This window comes from Anaerobium acetethylicum (genome assembly GCF_900096945.1).
Classification (GTDB): Bacteria; Bacillota; Clostridia; order Lachnospirales; family Lachnospiraceae; genus Anaerobium; species Anaerobium acetethylicum.
Map to the genome: position 1 here is coordinate 102986 of NZ_FMKA01000007.1, position 20568 is coordinate 123553.

At 45.5% G+C, this 20568-nt stretch carries 14 protein-coding genes; 3 read left to right on the plus strand and 11 right to left on the minus strand.

Annotated elements, in window-relative coordinates:
- Positions 1 to 8 precede the first annotated feature (8 nt).
- From BJR36_RS08220 to BJR36_RS08245, 6 genes are all read right to left on the minus strand, one after another.
- On the minus strand, positions 9 to 239 hold the full coding sequence (locus tag BJR36_RS08220; RefSeq protein ID WP_091232612.1) for a hypothetical protein: 231 nt from the start codon (positions 237 to 239) through the stop codon (positions 9 to 11).
- Positions 240 to 578: 339 nt separating this feature from the next.
- Positions 579 to 2147, minus strand: a complete 1569-nt coding sequence (locus BJR36_RS08225) for a nucleoside hydrolase-like domain-containing protein (RefSeq protein ID WP_169823632.1) — start codon at positions 2145 to 2147, stop codon at positions 579 to 581.
- A complete protein-coding gene (locus BJR36_RS08230; protein WP_091232616.1) occupies positions 2140 to 3156 on the minus strand; it encodes an MBL fold metallo-hydrolase in 1017 nt (338 codons plus the stop codon). Before BJR36_RS08230 ends, BJR36_RS08225 begins: the two co-directional genes overlap by 8 nt.
- A gap of 31 nt (positions 3157 to 3187) precedes the next feature.
- Positions 3188 to 4087: a carbohydrate ABC transporter permease gene (locus BJR36_RS08235; protein ID WP_091232619.1), complete on the minus strand. Its 900-nt coding sequence runs from the start codon at positions 4085 to 4087 to the stop codon at positions 3188 to 3190.
- A gap of 2 nt (positions 4088 to 4089) precedes the next feature.
- Positions 4090 to 4968, minus strand: a complete 879-nt coding sequence (locus BJR36_RS08240) for an ABC transporter permease (protein ID WP_091232695.1) — start codon at positions 4966 to 4968, stop codon at positions 4090 to 4092.
- A gap of 246 nt (positions 4969 to 5214) precedes the next feature.
- Positions 5215 to 6750 (minus strand): ABC transporter substrate-binding protein, encoded by a 1536-nt coding sequence (locus tag BJR36_RS08245; protein ID WP_091232621.1) that lies wholly within the window; start codon positions 6748 to 6750, stop codon positions 5215 to 5217.
- 301 nt (positions 6751 to 7051) lie between these two features.
- Between BJR36_RS08245 and BJR36_RS08250 the strand changes: the two genes are divergently transcribed.
- The 3 genes from BJR36_RS08250 (at position 7052) to BJR36_RS08260 (ending at position 10296) form a co-directional block, all read left to right on the plus strand.
- A complete protein-coding gene (locus BJR36_RS08250; protein ID WP_169823633.1) occupies positions 7052 to 7657 on the plus strand; it encodes a hypothetical protein in 606 nt (201 codons plus the stop codon).
- Between the two features lie 75 nt (positions 7658 to 7732).
- Positions 7733 to 8719, plus strand: a complete 987-nt coding sequence (locus BJR36_RS08255; protein WP_091232626.1) for a sensor histidine kinase — start codon at positions 7733 to 7735, stop codon at positions 8717 to 8719.
- Positions 8716 to 10296 carry a response regulator transcription factor gene (locus BJR36_RS08260; protein ID WP_091232629.1) on the plus strand — a complete coding sequence of 527 codons (1581 nt, stop codon included), beginning with the start codon at positions 8716 to 8718 and terminating at the stop codon, positions 10294 to 10296. Before BJR36_RS08255 ends, BJR36_RS08260 begins: the two co-directional genes overlap by 4 nt.
- Positions 10297 to 10366: 70 nt before the next feature.
- On the opposite strand, the gene BJR36_RS08265 is transcribed toward BJR36_RS08260, so the two are convergent.
- From BJR36_RS08265 to BJR36_RS08285, 5 genes are all read right to left on the minus strand, one after another.
- Positions 10367 to 11770, minus strand: a complete 1404-nt coding sequence (locus BJR36_RS08265; RefSeq protein ID WP_242875503.1) for an MATE family efflux transporter — start codon at positions 11768 to 11770, stop codon at positions 10367 to 10369.
- A 521-nt stretch (positions 11771 to 12291) separates the two neighbouring features.
- Positions 12292 to 14829 carry a family 78 glycoside hydrolase catalytic domain gene (locus BJR36_RS08270; RefSeq protein ID WP_091232636.1) on the minus strand — a complete coding sequence of 846 codons (2538 nt, stop codon included), beginning with the start codon at positions 14827 to 14829 and terminating at the stop codon, positions 12292 to 12294.
- A gap of 211 nt (positions 14830 to 15040) precedes the next feature.
- Positions 15041 to 16606 (minus strand): MFS transporter, encoded by a 1566-nt coding sequence (locus BJR36_RS08275; protein ID WP_139133531.1) that lies wholly within the window; start codon positions 16604 to 16606, stop codon positions 15041 to 15043.
- 256 nt (positions 16607 to 16862) lie between these two features.
- Positions 16863 to 17312 carry a hypothetical protein gene (locus BJR36_RS08280; RefSeq protein WP_091232639.1) on the minus strand — a complete coding sequence of 150 codons (450 nt, stop codon included), beginning with the start codon at positions 17310 to 17312 and terminating at the stop codon, positions 16863 to 16865.
- Complete coding sequence (locus BJR36_RS08285) at positions 17312 to 20401, minus strand: glycoside hydrolase family 3 protein (RefSeq protein ID WP_091232642.1); 3090 nt, start codon at positions 20399 to 20401, stop codon at positions 17312 to 17314. Before BJR36_RS08285 ends, BJR36_RS08280 begins: the two co-directional genes overlap by 1 nt.
- Positions 20402 to 20568 lie beyond the last annotated feature (167 nt).

Below are 20568 nucleotides of genomic sequence, written 5' to 3' on the forward strand. Positions count from 1 at the left end.
CCTTTCTACTAAGCGTTCAGATATCCGGATACCAAAGTTACATCATCCGGATCATCAAACCGGATATTACCCCGATATAAGATTTCAGGTTTGTTTGAAAGGGTGCAGAATATATATTGGCATAAAGCGGAACGAAGGGCGAGAGAATCGCCTTCTGCGGTTTCAAAATAAACCTCTGCCTTACACAGTCTGACAGTCTCCAGGAATTGAATTAGATTAATATTTTCTTTGATATGCATGGTAGGCCTCCGGTTCTTGTTTTTATACTTATTATAGCAGGGAATAGCGGAAATATGGTTACTTAATTCTATAAAATGTTTGATTATTGATTATTGTTTTGGTACCTGGTACCATTTACCGTTGATACCCCTTATTGGTACCTGACACCATTAAATTCTGTTTATGGTGTCAGGTACCAATAGGGGTATTAATGCAAAAAGACCGTAATCCCCTGCATTTCAGCAAGATCTTTACAGTCTTTTGCGCAATCATCTGCCTTTTTAATACCTTTTTTGGTACCTGACACCATTAAATTTTGTTTATGGTGTCAGGTACCAATATGGTGTACCAATATCTGGCTATTCCTCACCTGCACGAAACAGCGATTCCAAAAAGTTCTTCTTTTGTGCTTTGTTTTTTTCATCCTGATTATCTTCCGGTTCTTTCACCGTCACGATTACTTGTGCATAACGGGTAATTGGTTTCTTAGCATCATCCTGCACTTCCAGGATGAGATTAAAATAATCCCCCGGTTCAGCATCTTCCGGAATCGTAAAATTAGTGCAGAAACGCATCGGTTCCCATACGCGCAGATCGTTAGCCAGCCCGGAATATTGACTGCCCTGATGATATACATACCAGTATGATCTTAAGCAATCCCCATCCGGATCTGATCCGCTTCCCTCAAGCAATACGACTTCGCCAGCGGCGGCTGTTATATCCCCGTTTCTGACACTGACAATCGGCGGATGGTTGCACTCTTCAAACGGTTTCGTACACCATTCTGCACGGGCCGCCCACTCCTCCTGATACGCACGTAAAAACCGATTAGGGTTACCTTCACTTCCAGTGAAGAAATTGTAACCCTTCTGCGGTCTTTTGCCGCTTTCAAAAACGCGTCCCAGTAATGTGCCGTAATTTCCGCTCTCAAGTCCTCTTAATCCTACATCAAACAGCAGAACATAGGTCCCACTGTCTCCCTCTCCCAGGAAATCATATTGATTGAACGTTACATTCGGAACAGCGTCAAATCCCCAGTTCAAAGAAAGCTGCTTTCCATATTGAAAAATATCCGGCTCGCCTTCATAGTAAGTTCCGTCTCCAAAAAGACCATACTTGGACATCAGATCGCCGTGACCAAACTTAATATTTTTCTTCAGCCATTCACTGCGGAATGTCTCGATGCAGTCCGCCTGCTCACTGACGGAAGCCATAAATACGCCATACATAAAATCAGTGTTCAGTATTTTTATGTCCGGAAATAATGCCTCTGCGTGGTCTTTATAACTATTATCCTGACCGACACCATCATTTACCCCCAGAATCCTGACCTTACGGCATACTGACGCATAAATATGCTCCCACTGATCCGTACCTTTATATTGCTCTGCTATTGATAATAACGCACGGACGATTGTGTTCACTCCACCCCAGGAAAGCAGGTATAGAATTCTTTCATCTTTATCCAGAATGGCTTCTTTTATAAGATCAGAACCTTCTGTGTCTTCCCTGACATCTCCTTCGAATGCGAAATTCCCATACTTTGTAATGCTCAGCAATCGTTCGGGCGACGGAAAATCCGGATTGTTTTTCAGTAAGTAAGGGTATGCCAAAGCATATTCATTCTTCCAAAGGGACTCTATCCAGCCTTCCTCAAACGGCCGATAGCTCGTAAGATTTTCCGCTTCAGGATCCGGGTGCGGATAACCTACATGCGTCATATACGCGGCTTCCCCTATGCAGCGGTAATTTGGAGTTACTTCTCCGAGCGTATGTTCCCCGTCCCCGTTAAAATGAAATTGTGACGAAGTGTACACAATACCATCGATGTCGATTTCATTCAGATAAAGGCAAAGATGGATCAATGAGTTCATATCATCACATTCCAGATCCGTCGTAATAATTGCCCTCGGCTTTGATTTATTCATTATTTCTTTTCTCCTTTTTATCCCAGATTCTATTTTGGTAGTAGCAGACCCTGCAGCCATTCTTCTCTAGCTGCCTGTCAAAGATTCCGTCCGGAGTCAGCTTTCTCATGAAGCAAAAGCAGCCTCTTCCACCGCTAAGCTCAAGATGTTTCTCGAAACCAGCAGCCTTTAAACCGTCTGCCACGAATTGCATATCAGGACTGCGGCGCGCAAAAACAGGCTTGCCATCCCTGCTGCCGACAGATGCTCTGGGATCTTCATATGGTGCGTAGAATTCTTCTCCCTCGTCCTCATGATTGTCGAGAATATACTTCAGGGTCTCATAGTATCTGTCGACATAGTCTGCATCGTGAATGCCGTTTCCGGCACAGAGAAGATCATAGGAATCCCGAAATGACATCCAGCGTTTGACATTGCGGAATGAATGCTCTACCGATATTCTGCTGTCAAAAAAGTTTCCGTTCAGCTCATCACCACAGAACAGGATGCGTGCTTTACGATCCAGGAACTGAAGAGAACCGCTGCAGTGTTCTTCTATATTAAAAACCTCCAGTTCACGGCCATTCAGGTTGATCACATCGCCATCCTTAAGAAAAACAACGGGATAATCATCCGGAATATCCATGCCCTCAAAGCCGCCAAACGCCTGGCATCTCCCTTCATAACTCTTGGGTGACATGTAGACAACATCAAACAAAAAGTTGTTGGCGGTATGATCAAAATGATTGTGGGTATTCAAAAGACGATACAACGGTTTTTCGGACAAGGTCTGACAGAACTCCCTGATGTTTCCGGCACCCATGCCACTGTCAATGGCAATGAGTTCATCATCACCTTCAATTACATAGGTATAATCACCGTCACTGAGTACCTGCCATGTCCCTGGTGCTATTAATCTCGACTTGAAATAAGGCTCATCCTTTGGCTGAATGCTTCCATCCTCATCCTCAATCAGGACATCATGAAACTTTGACATATCCAAAGGATCCATATTCTTTTTCCAGCGCATGAAACCAACCCCCTTAACTCTCTGCTGTTTTTTACCCTTTGACTCCGCCAAGCGTAATGCCCTTTACAAAGTTCTTCTGAATGAACGGATAGATAATCACAATTGGAAGGATTCCAAGTGTGGCCATCGCCATACGTACAGTTGCTGTAGGGATCTGAGCCAGACCCTGGCTGGCATCGCTTAGATTGGATGCATTCTGTGACAGTGCCTGAATATTCTGCATCAATCGGTTCAACAGGTTCTGTATACTATATAAATCCGTGTTCTTTACCAGATAAATGAAACCGTTATTCCAGTCGTTCCAATAAGAGATGCCGACAAACATGCCTATTGTAGCAATGATCGGCTTTGCCATGGGAAGTGCTACCGCATACATTGTCTGGAACTCACCTGCGCCATCGATATAAGCTGCTTCCAGGATTTCATCCGGAACACCGGTAACGAAGTAGCTTTTCATCAAAAGTACGTTAAAAGCATTCATCAAAAGGCCCGGTACCAGAAGACCTGCAAAGGTATCTTTTACGTGAAATACCCTGGTGTAATTGATATACGTTGATACCAGACCTCCGTTGAACAGCATCGTGAAGAATACCATGAAGGTCAGAGCCCCACGGAATGGAAGATCCTTCTTTGATAAACCATATGCGAGTAGCGTCGTTATGATCAGACTGATGGTGACACCCGATCCAGTCAGAACAAAGGACATTCCGTATGCCCGTAGTACTACGGCACTATTCGAACTAAAGATCCATTCATATGCAAACAAGCTCCATTTTTCCGGGAAAAAGGAATACCCGTTCTGCAGAAGTGCATTATTGTCCGTCGCTGAAGATACCAGCATCAGGAGAATCGGTATAATCGCCACCAGGGATAGAATCGTCATGATTACATGGCCAATCGTATCATATATTTTGTCTTCTCTTGTCTTCATTCTCAATTCCCTCCTTGAATCAATGCGCTGTCCTTATCAAGCCTGCGAACCAGCATGTTAGCGCTCAGCACCAATATGAAACCAACAATCGACTGATATAGACCTGCTGCCGCGGACATGGAGATATTGCCAAGCTGCAGCAATCCACGGTATACATAGGTATCAATTGTATTTGTAACAGAATACAAGGCGCCCTGGTTCATCGGTACCTGGTAGAACAGTCCGAAGTCAGAATAGAAGATTCTTCCTACCGCCATGAGGGTAAGCATGATGATCGTAGGTTTTAACAACGGAAGGGTAATATATTGAAACTGTTTCCACCTCGTAGCTCCATCCACCAATGCTGATTCATAATAAGATCTGTCAAAGCCCATAATTGTTGCCAGATATACAATGCAATTATATCCGACACTCTTCCATGCACTTACGAAGATAATTATGAAAGGCCAGTATCTCGGTTCACTGTACCAGTCAATCGGTTCTTTACCAAAAAGAGGCAGAATTGTATTGTTAGCAAAGCCATTTTCAACACTTAAGAATGCAAATACCAGGTATCCGATAATTACTGTTGAAATCAGATTCGGTAAAAGGATGAGACTCTGGTATGCTTTTTTTCTTTTACCGTTCAATTCACTTAATATAACTGCTACCATGATAGCCATTACTGTATTCACGATGATAAAAGCAATATTATATAAGATGGTATTGCGGGTTATGACCCATGCATCAGTTGTTTTAAATAGATATTCAAAATTCTTAAATCCGATAAACTTACTTCCATAAATACCTAATTTAGCATTATATTGTTTGAACGCGACAATCAACCCAGGAAGCGGCATATAATTGTTGATAAATAGATATACAAGTCCAGGAAGCATCATGATATAGATCGGAATAAAGCGTTTTAGTTTTGCTCTTTTTTTCGATGAGCTCTCGTTATTATTTGCCCTTTTATGTATTTTGACATCCGTCACGCCATCATCTCCTTAGGTTAGGCTCTGACAATTGGAAATGACTGGACTGTTATTCCTCATTGTCAATTGTCAGGCCTTTTTGCTGTTCTATCTTAGTAACTATTCAGGACTACTGAACAGTTACCTGTCTTACTACATATTTAAATCTGATTACTATTTAGCTGCAGCCCATGCATCAAGCTGTGTCTGTTTTTCTGTTATGATTTTATCAAGGCCGGCTTTCAGCATCTTCGCATTCATTTCTTCAATACCTGTTCCCGGATCAACAAATCCATATTCCACACTCTTCTGGTATTCATCGTATACATTCTGAACGCTGGTCATCTCCGTTGCCACATTGGTCGTGTCAAAGGTGAATCCACTTGCTGATGACTTCTGCGCATTTGTATTGAATGTTTTTATGTTCTCCCACAAAGCCGGGTCATTGCCTTCCCATACATAAGTGATGAACTGGTTTGGCATCTGCCATGTAACATTGTGGCTCCATCCGGAAGTCGTAGCATCTACACCATCTGCAAAGGTGCTCATTCCGCTGTCTAAAACCTTATAATGTGTTCCTTCAATGCCCCAGGAAAGTATGTTCGCCAGATCCGGATCAGTATATAAAGCATTTAACAATTTCATGGAAGCTTCTGCGCTTACAGTATTGATTGAAATTGACCATGGGAATGATGCTACCGCTGCAGAACTCACATAATCATCCAGGGTCTGGAAGATTGTCATCGGACGTCCACAAAGGTTTGTTTCCTGCTGTTTGATGCCTGGCTTGCCACCGGTCGTATAGCTCATCAAGGTTCCAGCTTTCACAAGTTCAGTCACTGCTGTTGTATCCGTTGCCGCATCCTTGCTGATATAACCGTTCTGATTGTAATCATACATGCGGGCACAATACTCTTTATAGAAATCACTGGTAAACAGATTCTCTACCTCAAGTTCCTTACCATAATTCAGCAATACACCAAATGCGTTATTACCAAGCAAGTCAACATTGGAGAACTGGCTCATGGATAATATAGTAGGTCTGTAAACTTCAACATCCGGATACTTATCATGCAGTTCTGCATAGATCTCATTCAGTTCATCCACAGGTATTTTTATGATTTCCGTACTGTTATCAACGGTATAACCAATTCCCTCAAGGTATTCTGTCGCAATCGCAGCACAACCACGTCCCTGAGCCATATCACGGTTATTTGGCAGACCGTATAATTTACCATTAACACGGCAGGCATTCATATATTCTTCGCCGACCGCTTCCGTGATTCCTGCACCGTAATTCTTCAGAAGGTCATTTTCTTCCAGATCCACAAGATATCCCTGCTGTACCATGGAATTATATCCGGTTGTGATTGTATTGAACACGTCGATCTGCTCTCCGCCTGACAAAGCAAGTGTCATATTCTGCTTATAAGAGGCATAATCAGAAATTTGGAGCTCCACTTCAATTCCGTACTTCTCTGTTAATATTTCATTCATTGCATCCTGGACTTTCTGTGTGTCTGCAGGTGCACCCGTAAATGTCATAAAACTCATGACAAGATGTGTGATTTCACCGCCTGCAGTATCTGAGTCTGATCCCTGATCTGCTTCTGAGGTCTGTCCGGCGTCATTGCCTTTATCTGCTTTGCCGCAGGCAACCAAACCGAAAATCATCATTAGAACTAAAAACAGTGCTACAACTTTTTTCATAATTAACCCTCTCTTTTCCTGATTTGTTTTGTCAGCTTTGCTTTGACAAACACATTATATACTGGCGGATGTTGTTCACAAAAGACTTATTCTGTTATGAATTTGCACAATCATGCTGTGATTTAGTATCCTTCTTTGACATTGCCCATTAAGGTTGAAAGCCTATTTTCTATATGTTATCATCATTATGCAATTAAATAAGTTGAATCAGGGGGGAAATCACTTGAAGTTTTTCCATACTCGCTCATTACGTTTTCGTCTGGCTGCTTTTATTATCCTTGTTTTTGTTCTTCTGCTGGCTTTGATAACGACAAATAACCTGATCGTCTTCCGGGAGATTCAGAACAAAATATATGATTCCATGAAAGAAACTCTGGTCATCTATCAGAACAGACTATCTGAAAGTTTTGAAACAACAGAAAACTATCTCAAAAATTATGCCTATGATGATGTCGATGTCCGGATTATTGACAAAAACGATTTGTCGACGGAGCAATATTTTTCCGCCATTTATCATGTTCAAAAAAGTTTCCGCTCTGCATTAAACATTTATGATATGGACGGATTTTTTCTTTATTCCACAACTGGCGACACCTACATCGAAGAGACACAATCAGAAATCACTTATGATAAGTACAGGAACATACAGAATGTAATCTATGAAAAAATGAAGTCCGATACCTTTCTGACAAATACGAACAAAGGCAAATGGTTCTCCCTGAAGGTAAGCGGCAAATACTATCTGTTCCGTGCCTTTAAAATCCACGACAGTTACGTTGGCTGCTGGATTGACACAGAAAAGATGCTCCAGCCTCTGGTTGGAAAAGAACTGACCCAGAGCGTACTTTTGTCTGATACCAATGGTACAGTAATCAGCAATATTCCACCAGCGGGGACAATACCGTAACAGGCCTTAACGGAACAGGAGAAATATCAGTATATCAAAATCGATAATGCAGATAACTTAATCGTATCCTGCAAAATGGATTTTGGCGATCTCTATATCGTTTCGCTGATTCCCGAGAACCAGTTCATGATGGATATTAATAAATACATCCCTTTTGTAATCCTCATACTTATTCTTGCTCTTTGCCTGATGTCACTGGTAGGCTACGTCATCAATCAATGGGTGATCCTTCCGCTGAATCGTCTGAATTCAGCAATCAACGCACTCAAAAGCGGGGATTTGGACACAAAAATCCAGGCGGATGGCGTCTGCGAGGAATATGAGGGTGTTAACAATGCTTTTAACGAAATGGTTCATGAGATTAAGTCATTAAAAATTGACGTTTATGAGGAAAAAATAGTACGTCAGAGAATTCATACCCAATACCTCAAACTGCAGATCACACCACACTTTCTAATCAATTGTTTAAGCATGGTTTATCAATTGGCTGAGATAAACCGAACGGACCTGGTACAACTGATGCTCAAAAATCTGAGCAATTATCTGCGGTACACAATCTCCTCCGGACAGACAGTTACCTTAGAACAGGAATTGACGCATATAGACAATTATATTGCGTTGTCAAAGATCCGTTACCCTGACAGTATCTCGTTTCATTCCGAAATCAGCCCGGAGACGCTACAGGCTAAAGTCATCCCGCTGTTGCTTCAGAGCTTTGTTGAAAATACGATAAAATATGAGGTTGTCCTTGGAAAAGTAATTGAGATCCACATAAACACTTCCATGATACAGAAAGAAAACAATGCTTTTATTTCAATTACCATTTGGGATACAGGATGCGGTTTTGACAAAGAATTACTCGACCGTCTGCAGAACATAGATCAATACTTGCATGAGGAATCAACAAAACACATCGGCATCAGTAATGTATTGCAGCGCGCTTACCTGCAATTCGACCCTGAAAATTGCGATTTTCACTTTTCAAACCGACCAGAAGGCGGTGCACGGATTGATATCGTATTACCATTTATCCCGTGCGTAATTAAGGAGGAGACATTTTGAATTTATTGTTGGTTGATGATGAGTATTACAGTCTTGAAGGGTTGCGCTCTTCAATCGAACATATGCAGCTTGGTTTTGAGCATATCTTCTGCGCTTACAGCATGCAGAACGCCCAGGAGTTTTATCAGTCCAATCAGATTGATATTATGATCAGTGATATTGAGATGCCCAAAGGGAGCGGACTGGATCTGTTAAAATGGGTACGTGACCAGGGATATCCTACTGTCACAATCTTCCTGACTTCTTACGCCAATTTCGATTATGCCAGCAACGCTATAAAGCTGCAGAGTATCGATTACTTATTAAAGCCAATCGATACAGAACAGCTGCATACCTGTATGCTGACTGCAATCCACAAAGTAAGGCAATTGGAAACTCAGGAATCATACAAAACAAAATCCAAGTACTGGGATATATCCAAGAAAAAATTGGAGGATCAGTTCTGGAATGATTTATGCTTACAGATCATTCCGCCGGATACAGAGCAGATATCAAAGGAATTGAAAGGCTATCATCTTCCCCTGACCTTATTGAACCAGACATATTATATCGCGCTTCTGCAGGCCCATATCAAGAAGGAAGAAGAACGTTGGGAAATCAACTTGTACGAATATGCAATCAAAAATGTTATTTTCGAAATATTAGCGAAGTTTCATATTCATCCGGTTCTGACTCGTGTGAATGAAAAACAGTATCTATTATGTATCAACACCACTGATATTGCTGCTCATAAAGATCACGAAAAAATCTGCAGCCAGATCCTCCGTTCGCTGACCAATTCATTACCAGGCTTGTTCCAGATCTATCTCGGAAATTCAACGTCCCTGCTGAACATCGGCAGCTCCTTTCAACGTCTTCATAACTATGCCTACAATAACATTAATGAGGAACGCAAGGTCTTTGATATCACACAGCCAAAATCAGAAAATTACAATAAGAATATGCCTTCCCTGAACGAATGGTCTAATCTTCTGATGCAGAACAAACCTGAAGAGGTAAAGGCTCAGGCCCTGAACTTCCTGACAGGACTTCAAAAATCGAATATGGCAAGCCGAAGTGATCTGATAAAGTTTAATCATGATTTTATGCAGGTCATCTATTCAATCCTTGAGAAAAACGGTAAGTCTGCCCATAGATTATTCGACAACAACACCTCGGAGCAGATTTTTGATCAAGCCTGCAACTCCATCGAACTGATGAAAAAATGGATTATCCACACCATCGATGTATTTGCTGACTGCCTGTCTGCAATCAACCAGTCCGATACCTCCATCGAACTGATCAAGAAATATATCCGCGAGCACCTGGAGGATGATTTGAACCGAAAGAAACTAGCGGCTTTGGTTTTTCTGAGCCCAGACTACCTGTCCCATGTATTCAGCGAACGAACCGGAGAATCCTTAACAACCTTCATCTTGAATGAACGAATTAAGCGGGCAAAGGAATTATTGCTTATGAGTAAAATAAGTATCCGCGATATTGCTCTGACCAGCGGCTTCCCGAATATATCCTACTTTTCCAGGCAATTCAAGAGCCTGACCGGTAAAACACCGCAGGAGTACAGAAAAAATCAATAGAAATACCGGTACCTGACACCATTAAATGCAGTTTATGGTGTCAGGTACCAGCTTTCATCCGATTTTTCTGTCATTCAAAATCAACCATACTATCCTGTGGCAGATACGCTCCCTCAACTTTGCCCTGATCGATTACCTTGATCCACTTTTTCCCCAACAACCTATGGATGCACCATATTGTCTTCAGTAAATTATCAATTCTAAGGCTGATGTAAATAAAAAATGGCGGCAGATGAAGCACATAAGCCGCCAGCATCCCCAATGGCACTGAAGCAACCCATAAAAACAGAATATCAGCTATCATTAGGAATTTTGTATCCCCTCCTCCACGAAGCACTCCCTTTGTCATTACGCTGCTGACCGTCTGAAAAATGATAGTAAAGGAGAGCGCATTCATAAGCTGATATGCGATTTCCCTCGTTTCACCGCTGACCTTGTAGAACCCTATGACGGAAGGTGCAAGTAATTGCACAAAAAGCACGGATATGATGCCAATGATTGAACTCAGTACCGAAAAAGTAACCCCCTGACGAAATGATTGTTCCGCGCCTCCTTCGCCGATGGTGTTACCAATGATAATACTGGCAGCATTTGATATTCCTTGTGTAAATACGGTAAAAATCTGAAGTACAACCATGATGATAGCATTTGCTGACACAAAGGAGGAGCTGATATGTCCGACGATAATCGCAATCATGCTCATTCCGATGGCGAGCAAAAAGTCACTGACGATGACCGGAACCGCATATTTCATAAACGGTTTCATCTTGTCATCACACCTTCGAAAAAAATCTGAAGTACGATATCCAATCTCTTTCTCTTTCAGGAAATACCCCATGATCACCACAAACTCTAAAACTCTTGCAAGAAGTGCTGCAACAGCGGCACCTTCGATCTCCATTCTCGGAGCCCCCAGATTACCAAAGATGAATACCCAGCTCAGGAATATCGTTAACAGGAATGCTGCAATGGAGCAGTACAAGGGAATCTTAACCTTGCCATAACTCCTCAGGATTATGGTTGTAGTCAATGAAAGCCCCTGGAGCAGATAGGTCATTGCCAATATCCTCAGATATTTTATACCATAACCTATTATCTCAGAATCGTTGGAATAAATATTCATGATAACATCCGGCACAAGCAAAGTTATGGTCATAAATAGCAGTGCCGTGACAATATTAACCCGATACATGATGGTAACAGCGGATTTTATTGCTTCCTTATCCTTGCTCCCCCAGTACTGGGCTGTCATAACCGCTGTTCCAAACCCCATGCCCATACACAGTATCTGGAAGATCGCCACAAAATTATTTGCAAGGGAACTTGCTGCTAATTGCGCTTCCCCAAGAGAACCCAACATAATCGTACTGATCAGGCTGATTCCAATTGCAATCAAAGACTGCAGGGTTACCGGAATTGCGATAATTGCGGTCTTCTTATAAAAACTCCTGTCATCAACTAACAATCCACTCAAAAAACTCATCAATCCACCTTACAGCCTTGTATCCTACATGCCGAAAAAACATCTACAGGGCCCCCTTCTTTAATTTCTGATTTTCTTCTTAGTCTGTCAATCAATGTATCAAACTTCTGCAACAGCCCTTTCGTACTTGAAACGCTCTCGTTCGACACCATGATAACCCGCCTGCCGGTATTATATCATGTATCATTTCCTTGCGGAGTTAAGCTAACTCAAAGCAACAGTAAAGTATCATTTTCTGGCACGATAGTAATAAAATATAATTCCTACGAACCGGATAACGATCAAAATGTTCCAAGCTGCATACAATACAAAAAACTAATGACAATTCTGTACTTCTGAGAATTGTCATCAGTCCTCTGCCCGGAGCTCGAACAGAAAAAGCCAAAGAACACTTTGTTTTCACAAAAAGTTCTTTGGCTTCTACCTTGTTGCCACCCTTTTTGGTACCTGACACCATTAAATTTTGTTTATGGTGTCAGGTACCAATAGGGGGGGTAGTACCAATGGAGGGCTCAGCGGTTTTCATACCACCCGCTTCCATATACCTTCACTGTCCCATCCGGCAGCTCCAGCCGGCAGGTTGTCCCGACCGGCACCTGGATAGAAATGCAGAATTGCTTTCCCTCCAGCCTCCAGTCGCTGATGATCTCGCCGTAAGGAGTCCTCAGGGTTCCCCGGGCTGACGTGATGTCACCGCCAATCAGGGGCCTGATTGCAAATTCTTTGTATCCCGGCTTCAATGGCTGGATTCCCGCAATCTTTTCATACAGGAAGGCTCCGACCGAACCGCTTGCATAATGGTTGAAGGATACCATCCCTCCGGTCCCGTCATCCTCGCCCGTGTTGCAGGTGCCGTCTTCACGCAGGGCATCCCAGCGTTCCCAGATGGTGGTTCCGCCCGCCTTGACTTCATAAAGCCAGGAGGGGCAGGTATCTGTCAGCAGCATTTTGAATGCGTCTTCCATGTATCCGTTGTCAGCAAGGGCAAAGAGGATGTACGGCGTGCCCGGAAATCCTGTCGCAATATGGTATCCGTTCTTTCGCACCATTTCCACCAGATTCGCTGCTGTCTTCTTCTGGTCTTCGGCATCCAGCATCCTGTAATGGAGCGGCAGGACATATCCCGTCTGAAATTCGTTCCTGATCCTGCAGTCTTTGTCCATCAAAAGGCTCCGGTAAGCATCGGCTGTTTCGGCACTAAGCTTCTCATAATAAGCGGCATCTTCCTTCTCGCCGAGGATTTCTGCAATCTCTGCCACATTTGCCGCGGAACGGGCAAGGGCCGCCGTGGCTGTCCATTTTCCCCTGCTCATCCAGCCCATCAGGCTGACGTTAGGCGCACACCAGTCCCCATAGTGATGGAGCAGCCGCCATATCCTGCGGCGCTTTCCGACAGAAAAAAGTTCCGCCCAGAATCTGCAGGCTTTCAGATAGTTCTTCATCACCGGATACATGTCCCTCAGGATCTGTATGTCGCCGCGGGCCTGGTATTCCGCCCATGGCACCCAGATGCAGGCGTCGCCCCAGTGGTCGACTGCCATAGGAATCATCAGCTCCCACTGCATGGGCACTGTGGAATTCGGCACGACCATGGGGATTCCGCCTCCCGGGCGCTGTTCCGCCTTTACGTCAAGGAGCCACTTTTCCAAAAAACGGCCCATGTTGAAATTATAGGCAGCCGTCGGCGCAAACACTGCAATGTCGCCTGTCCATCCCATTCTTTCATCGCGCTGCGGACAGTCTGTGGGGATGTCGACAAAATTGGATTTCGCTCCCCAGACAATCGCATCCTGCAGCTTGTTGACAAGCGCATTGGAGCAGGAAAAAGTACCGGTCTGTTCCAGATCGGAATAAAGGGCGATCGCTGTCAGCTCCAGGTCTTCTTCCCGAATCCCCTCCACCCCCGAATAGCGGAATCCCATGTAGGTCATCCTCGGGGAATAGGTCTGCTCTCCCTCCGTGCAGATATAGCGTGCCTGCTGCAGGGCGCTGCGCAACGGCTTCGTGAACAGTTCTCCGTCCATGAGCACCTCTGCATGATGGAACAGGATCTCCTGCCCTTTTTTTCCTCTGATGACAGCCCTGATAACGCCGGCAAAATTCTGTCCGAAATCGTAGATCAGCATCCCGCTTGGAGCCTTTGTGCAGGAAATTGGCCTGAACTCCTCGTGGGCACGGACCATGGCTCCATAGGAAGCCTTGATTTCCGGGTGGATCTTCAGCTTTTCGATTCCCGCCTTTCTCCACGCCAGTTTCTCCAGTTCGACCGTGGCATCATAGGTTTCTCCGGCATAGAATTCCGTGAACCGGTAATTCCCATCCTCCGTCACCTCCCAGGTCTCGTCGGTCCCGAACACCTCTGTTGTCCCGTCCTCGTAGGTCACCCTCAGCTCCATCATGAATGCCTGGCGGTCTGCATAGGCACGGTTCACGCGTTTATAGTTAAATGCACCGACCGCCCAGCCTCCGCCGACGACTGCCATGACCTGGTTCTGTTTTCCGACCTGCGAAGTCACATCATATACCTGATACTGCAGATGGGATTTGTAGGACGTGTAGCCCGGCGCAAAATAATCCTCTCCGACCTTTTTTCCGTTGAGCATGAGCTCATAGATGCCGATAGCAGTCGAATAGATCTGGGCTTTTTTCACCGGCCGGTCAATGGAAACTGTTTTCCGGAAGGTCATGGTCTTAGGAGACGCCTTTTTTTCCGTAAAATGATACTCCCTGTCCGTAATCCATTCGGCATGCCACGGCGTTCCAAGCCGCCCCGTTTCGAAGAAAACTGCTGCCTCGGCCCTCTCGCCATGATTGTCCTCCGCTGCAACGTTCACCTCATACCCGGTAAAAGGAAGCAGCGCCTTTCCTTCGTAAGGGATCGCCGCCTGGTCAGCCGTTTCTGCCGTCCAGTCTCCCACGGAGACCTTCGCCCGCTTCAGTTCCACATCATGTCCATCGCTTTCCAGCGAAAAGGATATCCTTGGATGGGGATGATCCGTCACGCAGCCCCTTTCCAGATTCTCCACTGTAATCCTGTCAATCTTTAACATCGTTATCTCCTCATTCGTTTCCCGGAACCAGCCAGTTCACAGTACCTATCGTAACTATTCAGGACTACGTCCTTCATAGTCACTGATGATGCACACAAATTGCAAAATCGGCAATTTAGCGCACGCAGAACTCGGGTTTTTATGCATATCCAGCATAAAAACACCTCGCGTTACCGGACCACTGAACAGTTACCTATCTCCTTAATTTTAGTTACGATTTTGTCTTCCGCTCTGCTTCTTCCTGCTCCATGCGAAGCCTCTCCGCCGGTTCCACCCACTCTCCGCCGGCTGCAAGGACTGCTGCCTTCTGGGCGTTCAGGATGGTCTCCTGGTCCTCTCCGATATGCTTCTCTACTTTCAGAAATGCCAGCAGCAGGACGATTGCGGCGTAGCAGATCAGCTCGATCCCCAGATAGCAGAGCACCAGCATATTGCCGACGGCTGCATTCTGGACGCTTGCAGCGGCATTATATCCGCTGGCTGTCAGCAATGCATTGATGATTCCATTTCCAAGCCCCGTCATTCCCACCATAATGGCTCCGTAGACGGACATGGTGAATCCGTCGCTCCTGAAGCCGTTTTTTGCCTCCAGATGATCCAGAACATCGGACAGGAGCGCCAAAGTGACATACATCGCCGGTATCGATCCGATTCCCTTCAGAATCACGCCGATGCATACGATCGTAAAATTATGGACATCCAGGAAGCTCACCATGCCGCCGAACACGGAAATGATCATTCCGATCACAACGGCCCTCTGCTTCCCAAGCTTGTCCGCAATCGGCCAGGCCAGAACCATCCCTATGGCGGTTGGAACTCCTCCGATCAGACCCAGGGTGCCCATGGCAGTTCCTGCTGCCGACTCGGTGGATATTCCCTCGAACATCCATCTGCAGTAGTAGCTCATGGAACCGTTTTTAACCAGCCCTCCGAACTGGAACAGCAGAAAATACAGAATGATGATCCACCAGTATTTCTCTTTTATGCAGACCTTTATCTGCTGTTTCATGGGAAGCTTCCGTTCGGCGATATTCAGCTTCCTGTTTTCTTCCGTAATGCGTTCCCTTGTGAAAAAATATTCCAGCAGGATTGCCAGAAATGTAACAATGCATAGCACAACCATGACAAGGCGCCAGTTCTGATAGCTCGCCGCCGGGTCGATGGCTCCGTCCTTCTCTACAAACAGGAAGCCCTGAAGCAGCATCGGCACGAGGATGCTGGCGCCGATTCCCACTGCCGCCACGCCTGATGCATTCGAGAACGTTGCCAGAAGCCCTCTCCTGTTCGAATCCCTGGTCGATAACGCCACCATGGAACTGTGCGAAGTATAAAAAAACGGATATGCAACTGCATAGTACAGATTATAGGACACCGTGATCCATATCATCTGCAGCGTCGGACTGCTTTCTGACGGCGTCAGAAACAGCAGCGCAATGGCGGCCGTGACCAACGGCGCCGAAAGAAACATATATGGTCTTGCTTTTCCCTGACTGGTTCTTGTATTATCAATCAGCCTGCCCACAAACAGATTTCCGAAAATCACGAATATAACGGAAATCATTGGAAGCAATGCTGAAAATATTCCGAATTTTGAAGTGTCTGTCCATCCCAATACGTCCGAATAGTATCTGTTCAGATATGAAGAAAATATTGCATTCGAAATCAATGCACAAAAAGGACCTATAAAATACCCGATTACCATTTCCTTTGGCTTTACGACGGCGGATGTGATCTTCGTCCTTACCAGAGGATTCTCAAAACATTTTTCTATATTCAACTTATGACCTCCTTTCACCAATTCGTATAAACAGCCTGCCCTGGCAGATTCCCCCACCGGGCGCGGTCGCTTTTGCGACACAATTCCAGTTGCGCGAGTGCGCTTCCACGCGAAGCGTTTTTTATCTCATAGGACGAACTTTCCTTTGAGATAAAAAGCAAACGGGCCTGTACGAATTAACCAGGCCCGTCCGCCTCACTTACTGTCTTTTACTTCTTTTGTCGCTATTCAGAACTATATCCTTCATAGTCATGTCTTATGCTCTCTTTTCCCCGATTTCAATAAAAGATGCAATAAGGGAGAAAATCCATGTTACAACAAACAGGATGATCGTAACGATTGCCTGTGTGCCTGCGCTGAACGCAGCCTTATTGCCAAGTTCAAGGTTAGAAGCAAAGATATAGCCAAAAGACTCAACACGCATGCCGATGAATACAGCCCCCGAAAGGATGATCAGTACGGCTGCCCCGACACGGAGCAGGTCGACTGCAATCGCTGCTGCAACCCCCTGCGCAATGTGCGGCATGAACATGGATGCGGCAAGCAGGACAAGCGCCCCGGCCATCATTATAATCACATTGACATTCATGTCCTGGTAATATGCACTCGTGACATTGGAGATATAGAAGCCCAGCGAAACAAGCGCCATAATGGCAACAACCACATTTGCCAGAAAACCGAATTTCTGTTTTTTCATGAACTCCATTATTCTTCCTCCTTCTTACCTTTTACGCGGCATACGACATAGAATCCGAGACATACGACACTGAGGGCGGCACTTCCATAAAGAGTGGTGTAAAGCGCTTTTTCCCACCAAGGGGTCACGTGCTCTGTTGCCACGTTCTGTGCAGCACTGTGTGCAAACGCGTAAAGCTGATATTTCATATTTTCTCTTGCATAATTGACAAGCTCTTCATCCTGGGAAACCAGGTCCATGGTCATGTATGGCCAGGATTCTGCGACCTGTTTCATGGTCTCATCTGTACCGAAATCAGCCATCATGGTGACGCCTGCATAGATGCACATCTCAGGACGGAAATATCCGGAATTGTTTACCATATCCGTTGACAGGAGTCCTTTGAATCCCCATTCCTCACGAAGAATATTTTTCAGCACTCCCACGGAACCGTTGACAGGAGTTGCACCGATACGACTGAATGAAGTCATGGCACCGATTGCACCGGCATCTTCAAATGCTCCCTGGAATGCGCGGAGATCTCCTTCACGGGCCTTCTGCTCCGTCATGTATGGAGCAACACCGCTTCGCTGTGATTCCTGGTCGTTGAATGCCAGATGCTTTGGTCCTACGATCACGCCATATTCAAGGGCGCCGGCTACTGTTGCTGCTGCCATGTAATTGGAAAGCATCGGATCTTCTGAATAGTATTCGAAGTTTCTTCCGTTATAGGCGCAGCGGTGGATATTTGCTGCCGATCCCCAGACAAGCCAGTTTCCGCTCCAGAGGCCGTCATTTCCCATAAGCCTTCCCCATTCAAGGAGCAGGTCCTTGTTGAACGTACAGGCAAGAAGGACTTCATTCGCCATTGTTCCCATTGAAAAGGATGCATTTTTGTCATCCGCATTCAGCCCTCTGCCGTCAAGCGTTCCGCCGAATCCGTTCGGTCCGTCATTCTGGTACACGAGCGGGGATGCGATTTCGTCAATAATGTCGCTGACGCTTCCGCCTTTTATGATTTTTGCCATCAGGGTCTCGACTGGAATCTGTCTTACCAGTTCTTCCCATGTTGGATCATTGATATTGTCATTTCCTGCAAGGTCTGCAAGGGTCAGTGTACCGCCCGATCCGCTGATATCGGCTTTTCCGCCTTCAGCGATCTTGTATACTTCGTTTGTCAGATTCTGAACCCATTCATCCACTTTATCGCCGTCGATCGTCAGATCGTCATAAGTTTTCGGGAAGGTTCCTTCCCAGTCGCTTCTGGACAGGTAGGTTGCATAATCAGGTTTGTAGTAGTTGATGTCAGCATTCTGAAGCTGGTTTACGATTTCTGTTCCATTTTCTGATTTGGCAAAGGTAGTTTCGTCTACCGCACCCTCTTTGCCGATCTTCTGTACAGATACAAGCGCTGCGTCGCCGTCAGCATTGCTGTTTTCCTGCGCTGCGAGCACGTTGTTTACAGCATCATGGGCTCCGTTTCCTAGTGCGAAATAATAGTCTCCGCCATCCAGGATATAGCCGCCTTTTCCGTCTTTTGCAGTTGAATCCCAGCTTGCCAGATACTTCATGTCGATGGTGATCGTAAGCTGTTCTTCCGCTCCAGGCTCAAGAATTCCTGTCTTTTCCATTCCAAGGAATTCGATTGCCGATTTCTCCACGTTATGTTCCGCATCATATTCGGTGTACGGAGTCTGCACATAAAGCTGCGCTACCGATTTGCCGGCCGCATCACCTGTATTTTTCACAGTCACCTCTGCAACGACAGTCTGATTATCCATATCTGCCTTGACGCTGTTCAGGGTCTGGCTGAATGACGTGTAGGAAAGGCCGTAGCCGAAGGGATATGTGACTTCCTCTTCATATTCCCATGCGGATGCGCCGTTTGATGCGCCTGCTGCGCCTGACGCATTGCCGTTTCCGAGAACGCTGTCAAAATACCTCGTCTCATAATATTTATATCCTGTATAGATTCCTTCTGCTTCAATCAGGAAATGATCTGCTGCAAGCGAAGCTTTTCCACCAAAGCTTCCAAGCGGAGAAGTCGCTTCCAGATTTCCCATCAGCGAATCCGTTGCAGTGATTGCACTGAGGTCTGAAAGGGCGATCCTTCCAAAGTTCTGTGCCGCCGGAGCATTTGCAGTATCGACTGCATAAGTGTCTGAAAGACGTCCGGACGGATTTGCGTTTCCGTTGAGGATGTCCGCAATTCCGAGGAATCCGTATGCGCCAGGGAAGCCGATGTACAAGATGGCGTTTACTCCCGCGTCATTCTTCAGATCTTCAATTTCCATCGTGGAACCGCTGTTGATAAGCACGATGACAGTTTCAAAATTTGATTTCGCAAGCTCCAGGACTGCCTTTTCATTGTTGGTCAGACCAAGTGCGCTCTTTGTTCCGTATGCCTCCTGGTCGATTCCTTCCTCGCCAGGATAATAATCGCTGCCTTCCGATCCTGGACGTGAAAATACGACGATAGCCGCATCATTGTATTCCTGGAAGCTGTCGGCATATCCTGCTTCTGCTCCGCCGCCGCCAGATTCCTTGGAAGCGACATAGGCATCCAGTGCCGGTTCGGACGGTTTGTAAGGTGTCGAGAAATTGGCCGGCCTGTTTCCGTAGATCGGCGTTTTTCCACCCCAGCCTTCTTTTTCGCCTGTTACGATGTTGCCAAAAGATTTGTAAATATCCAACATTGTGGGATTTACCTCATATCCTTTTTCCTGCAGCGCCAGCACCAGATCCCTCTGGGACTCGCCGGTTACCGTACTGCCCATTGTGCCTCCCATAAACGGATACACGCTGCCCATTCCAAAAAGAGTTACCTTGGGATTTTCACTGCTGAGTGGAAGCGTATTGTTTTCGTTCTTCAGCAGAACGACCCCTTCCTCTGCAACCTGCTCACCAAGGGCAACATGAGCGTCAACAAGTTCATCCGAATCGCTATAAACAGATACGAACTTGCTGTCGTTTGTTGTTTTGGTGCTTGTTGTTCCCAGAACCTGATCAATCGCGCTTCTCCAGGTGTTTGCAACACCAGTGAGGCTTGCCAGCGCTATCGACAGGGAAAGAAACACGGCAAGAAAACCGCGCCATACTTGGACTGACTTCTTTTTCATTTCTCATTTCTCCTTTTTCTTTTGATTTGGTGCTGCCATTCAGGACCACGTCCTTCCCAGCCACCCCTGACACACAGAACCCGGTACCCGTCCTCCTTGCAGACCATATAAAGAACATCCCGTTTTCCGGCTTACAACAGTATAAATCATAACAATAAAAGATGACC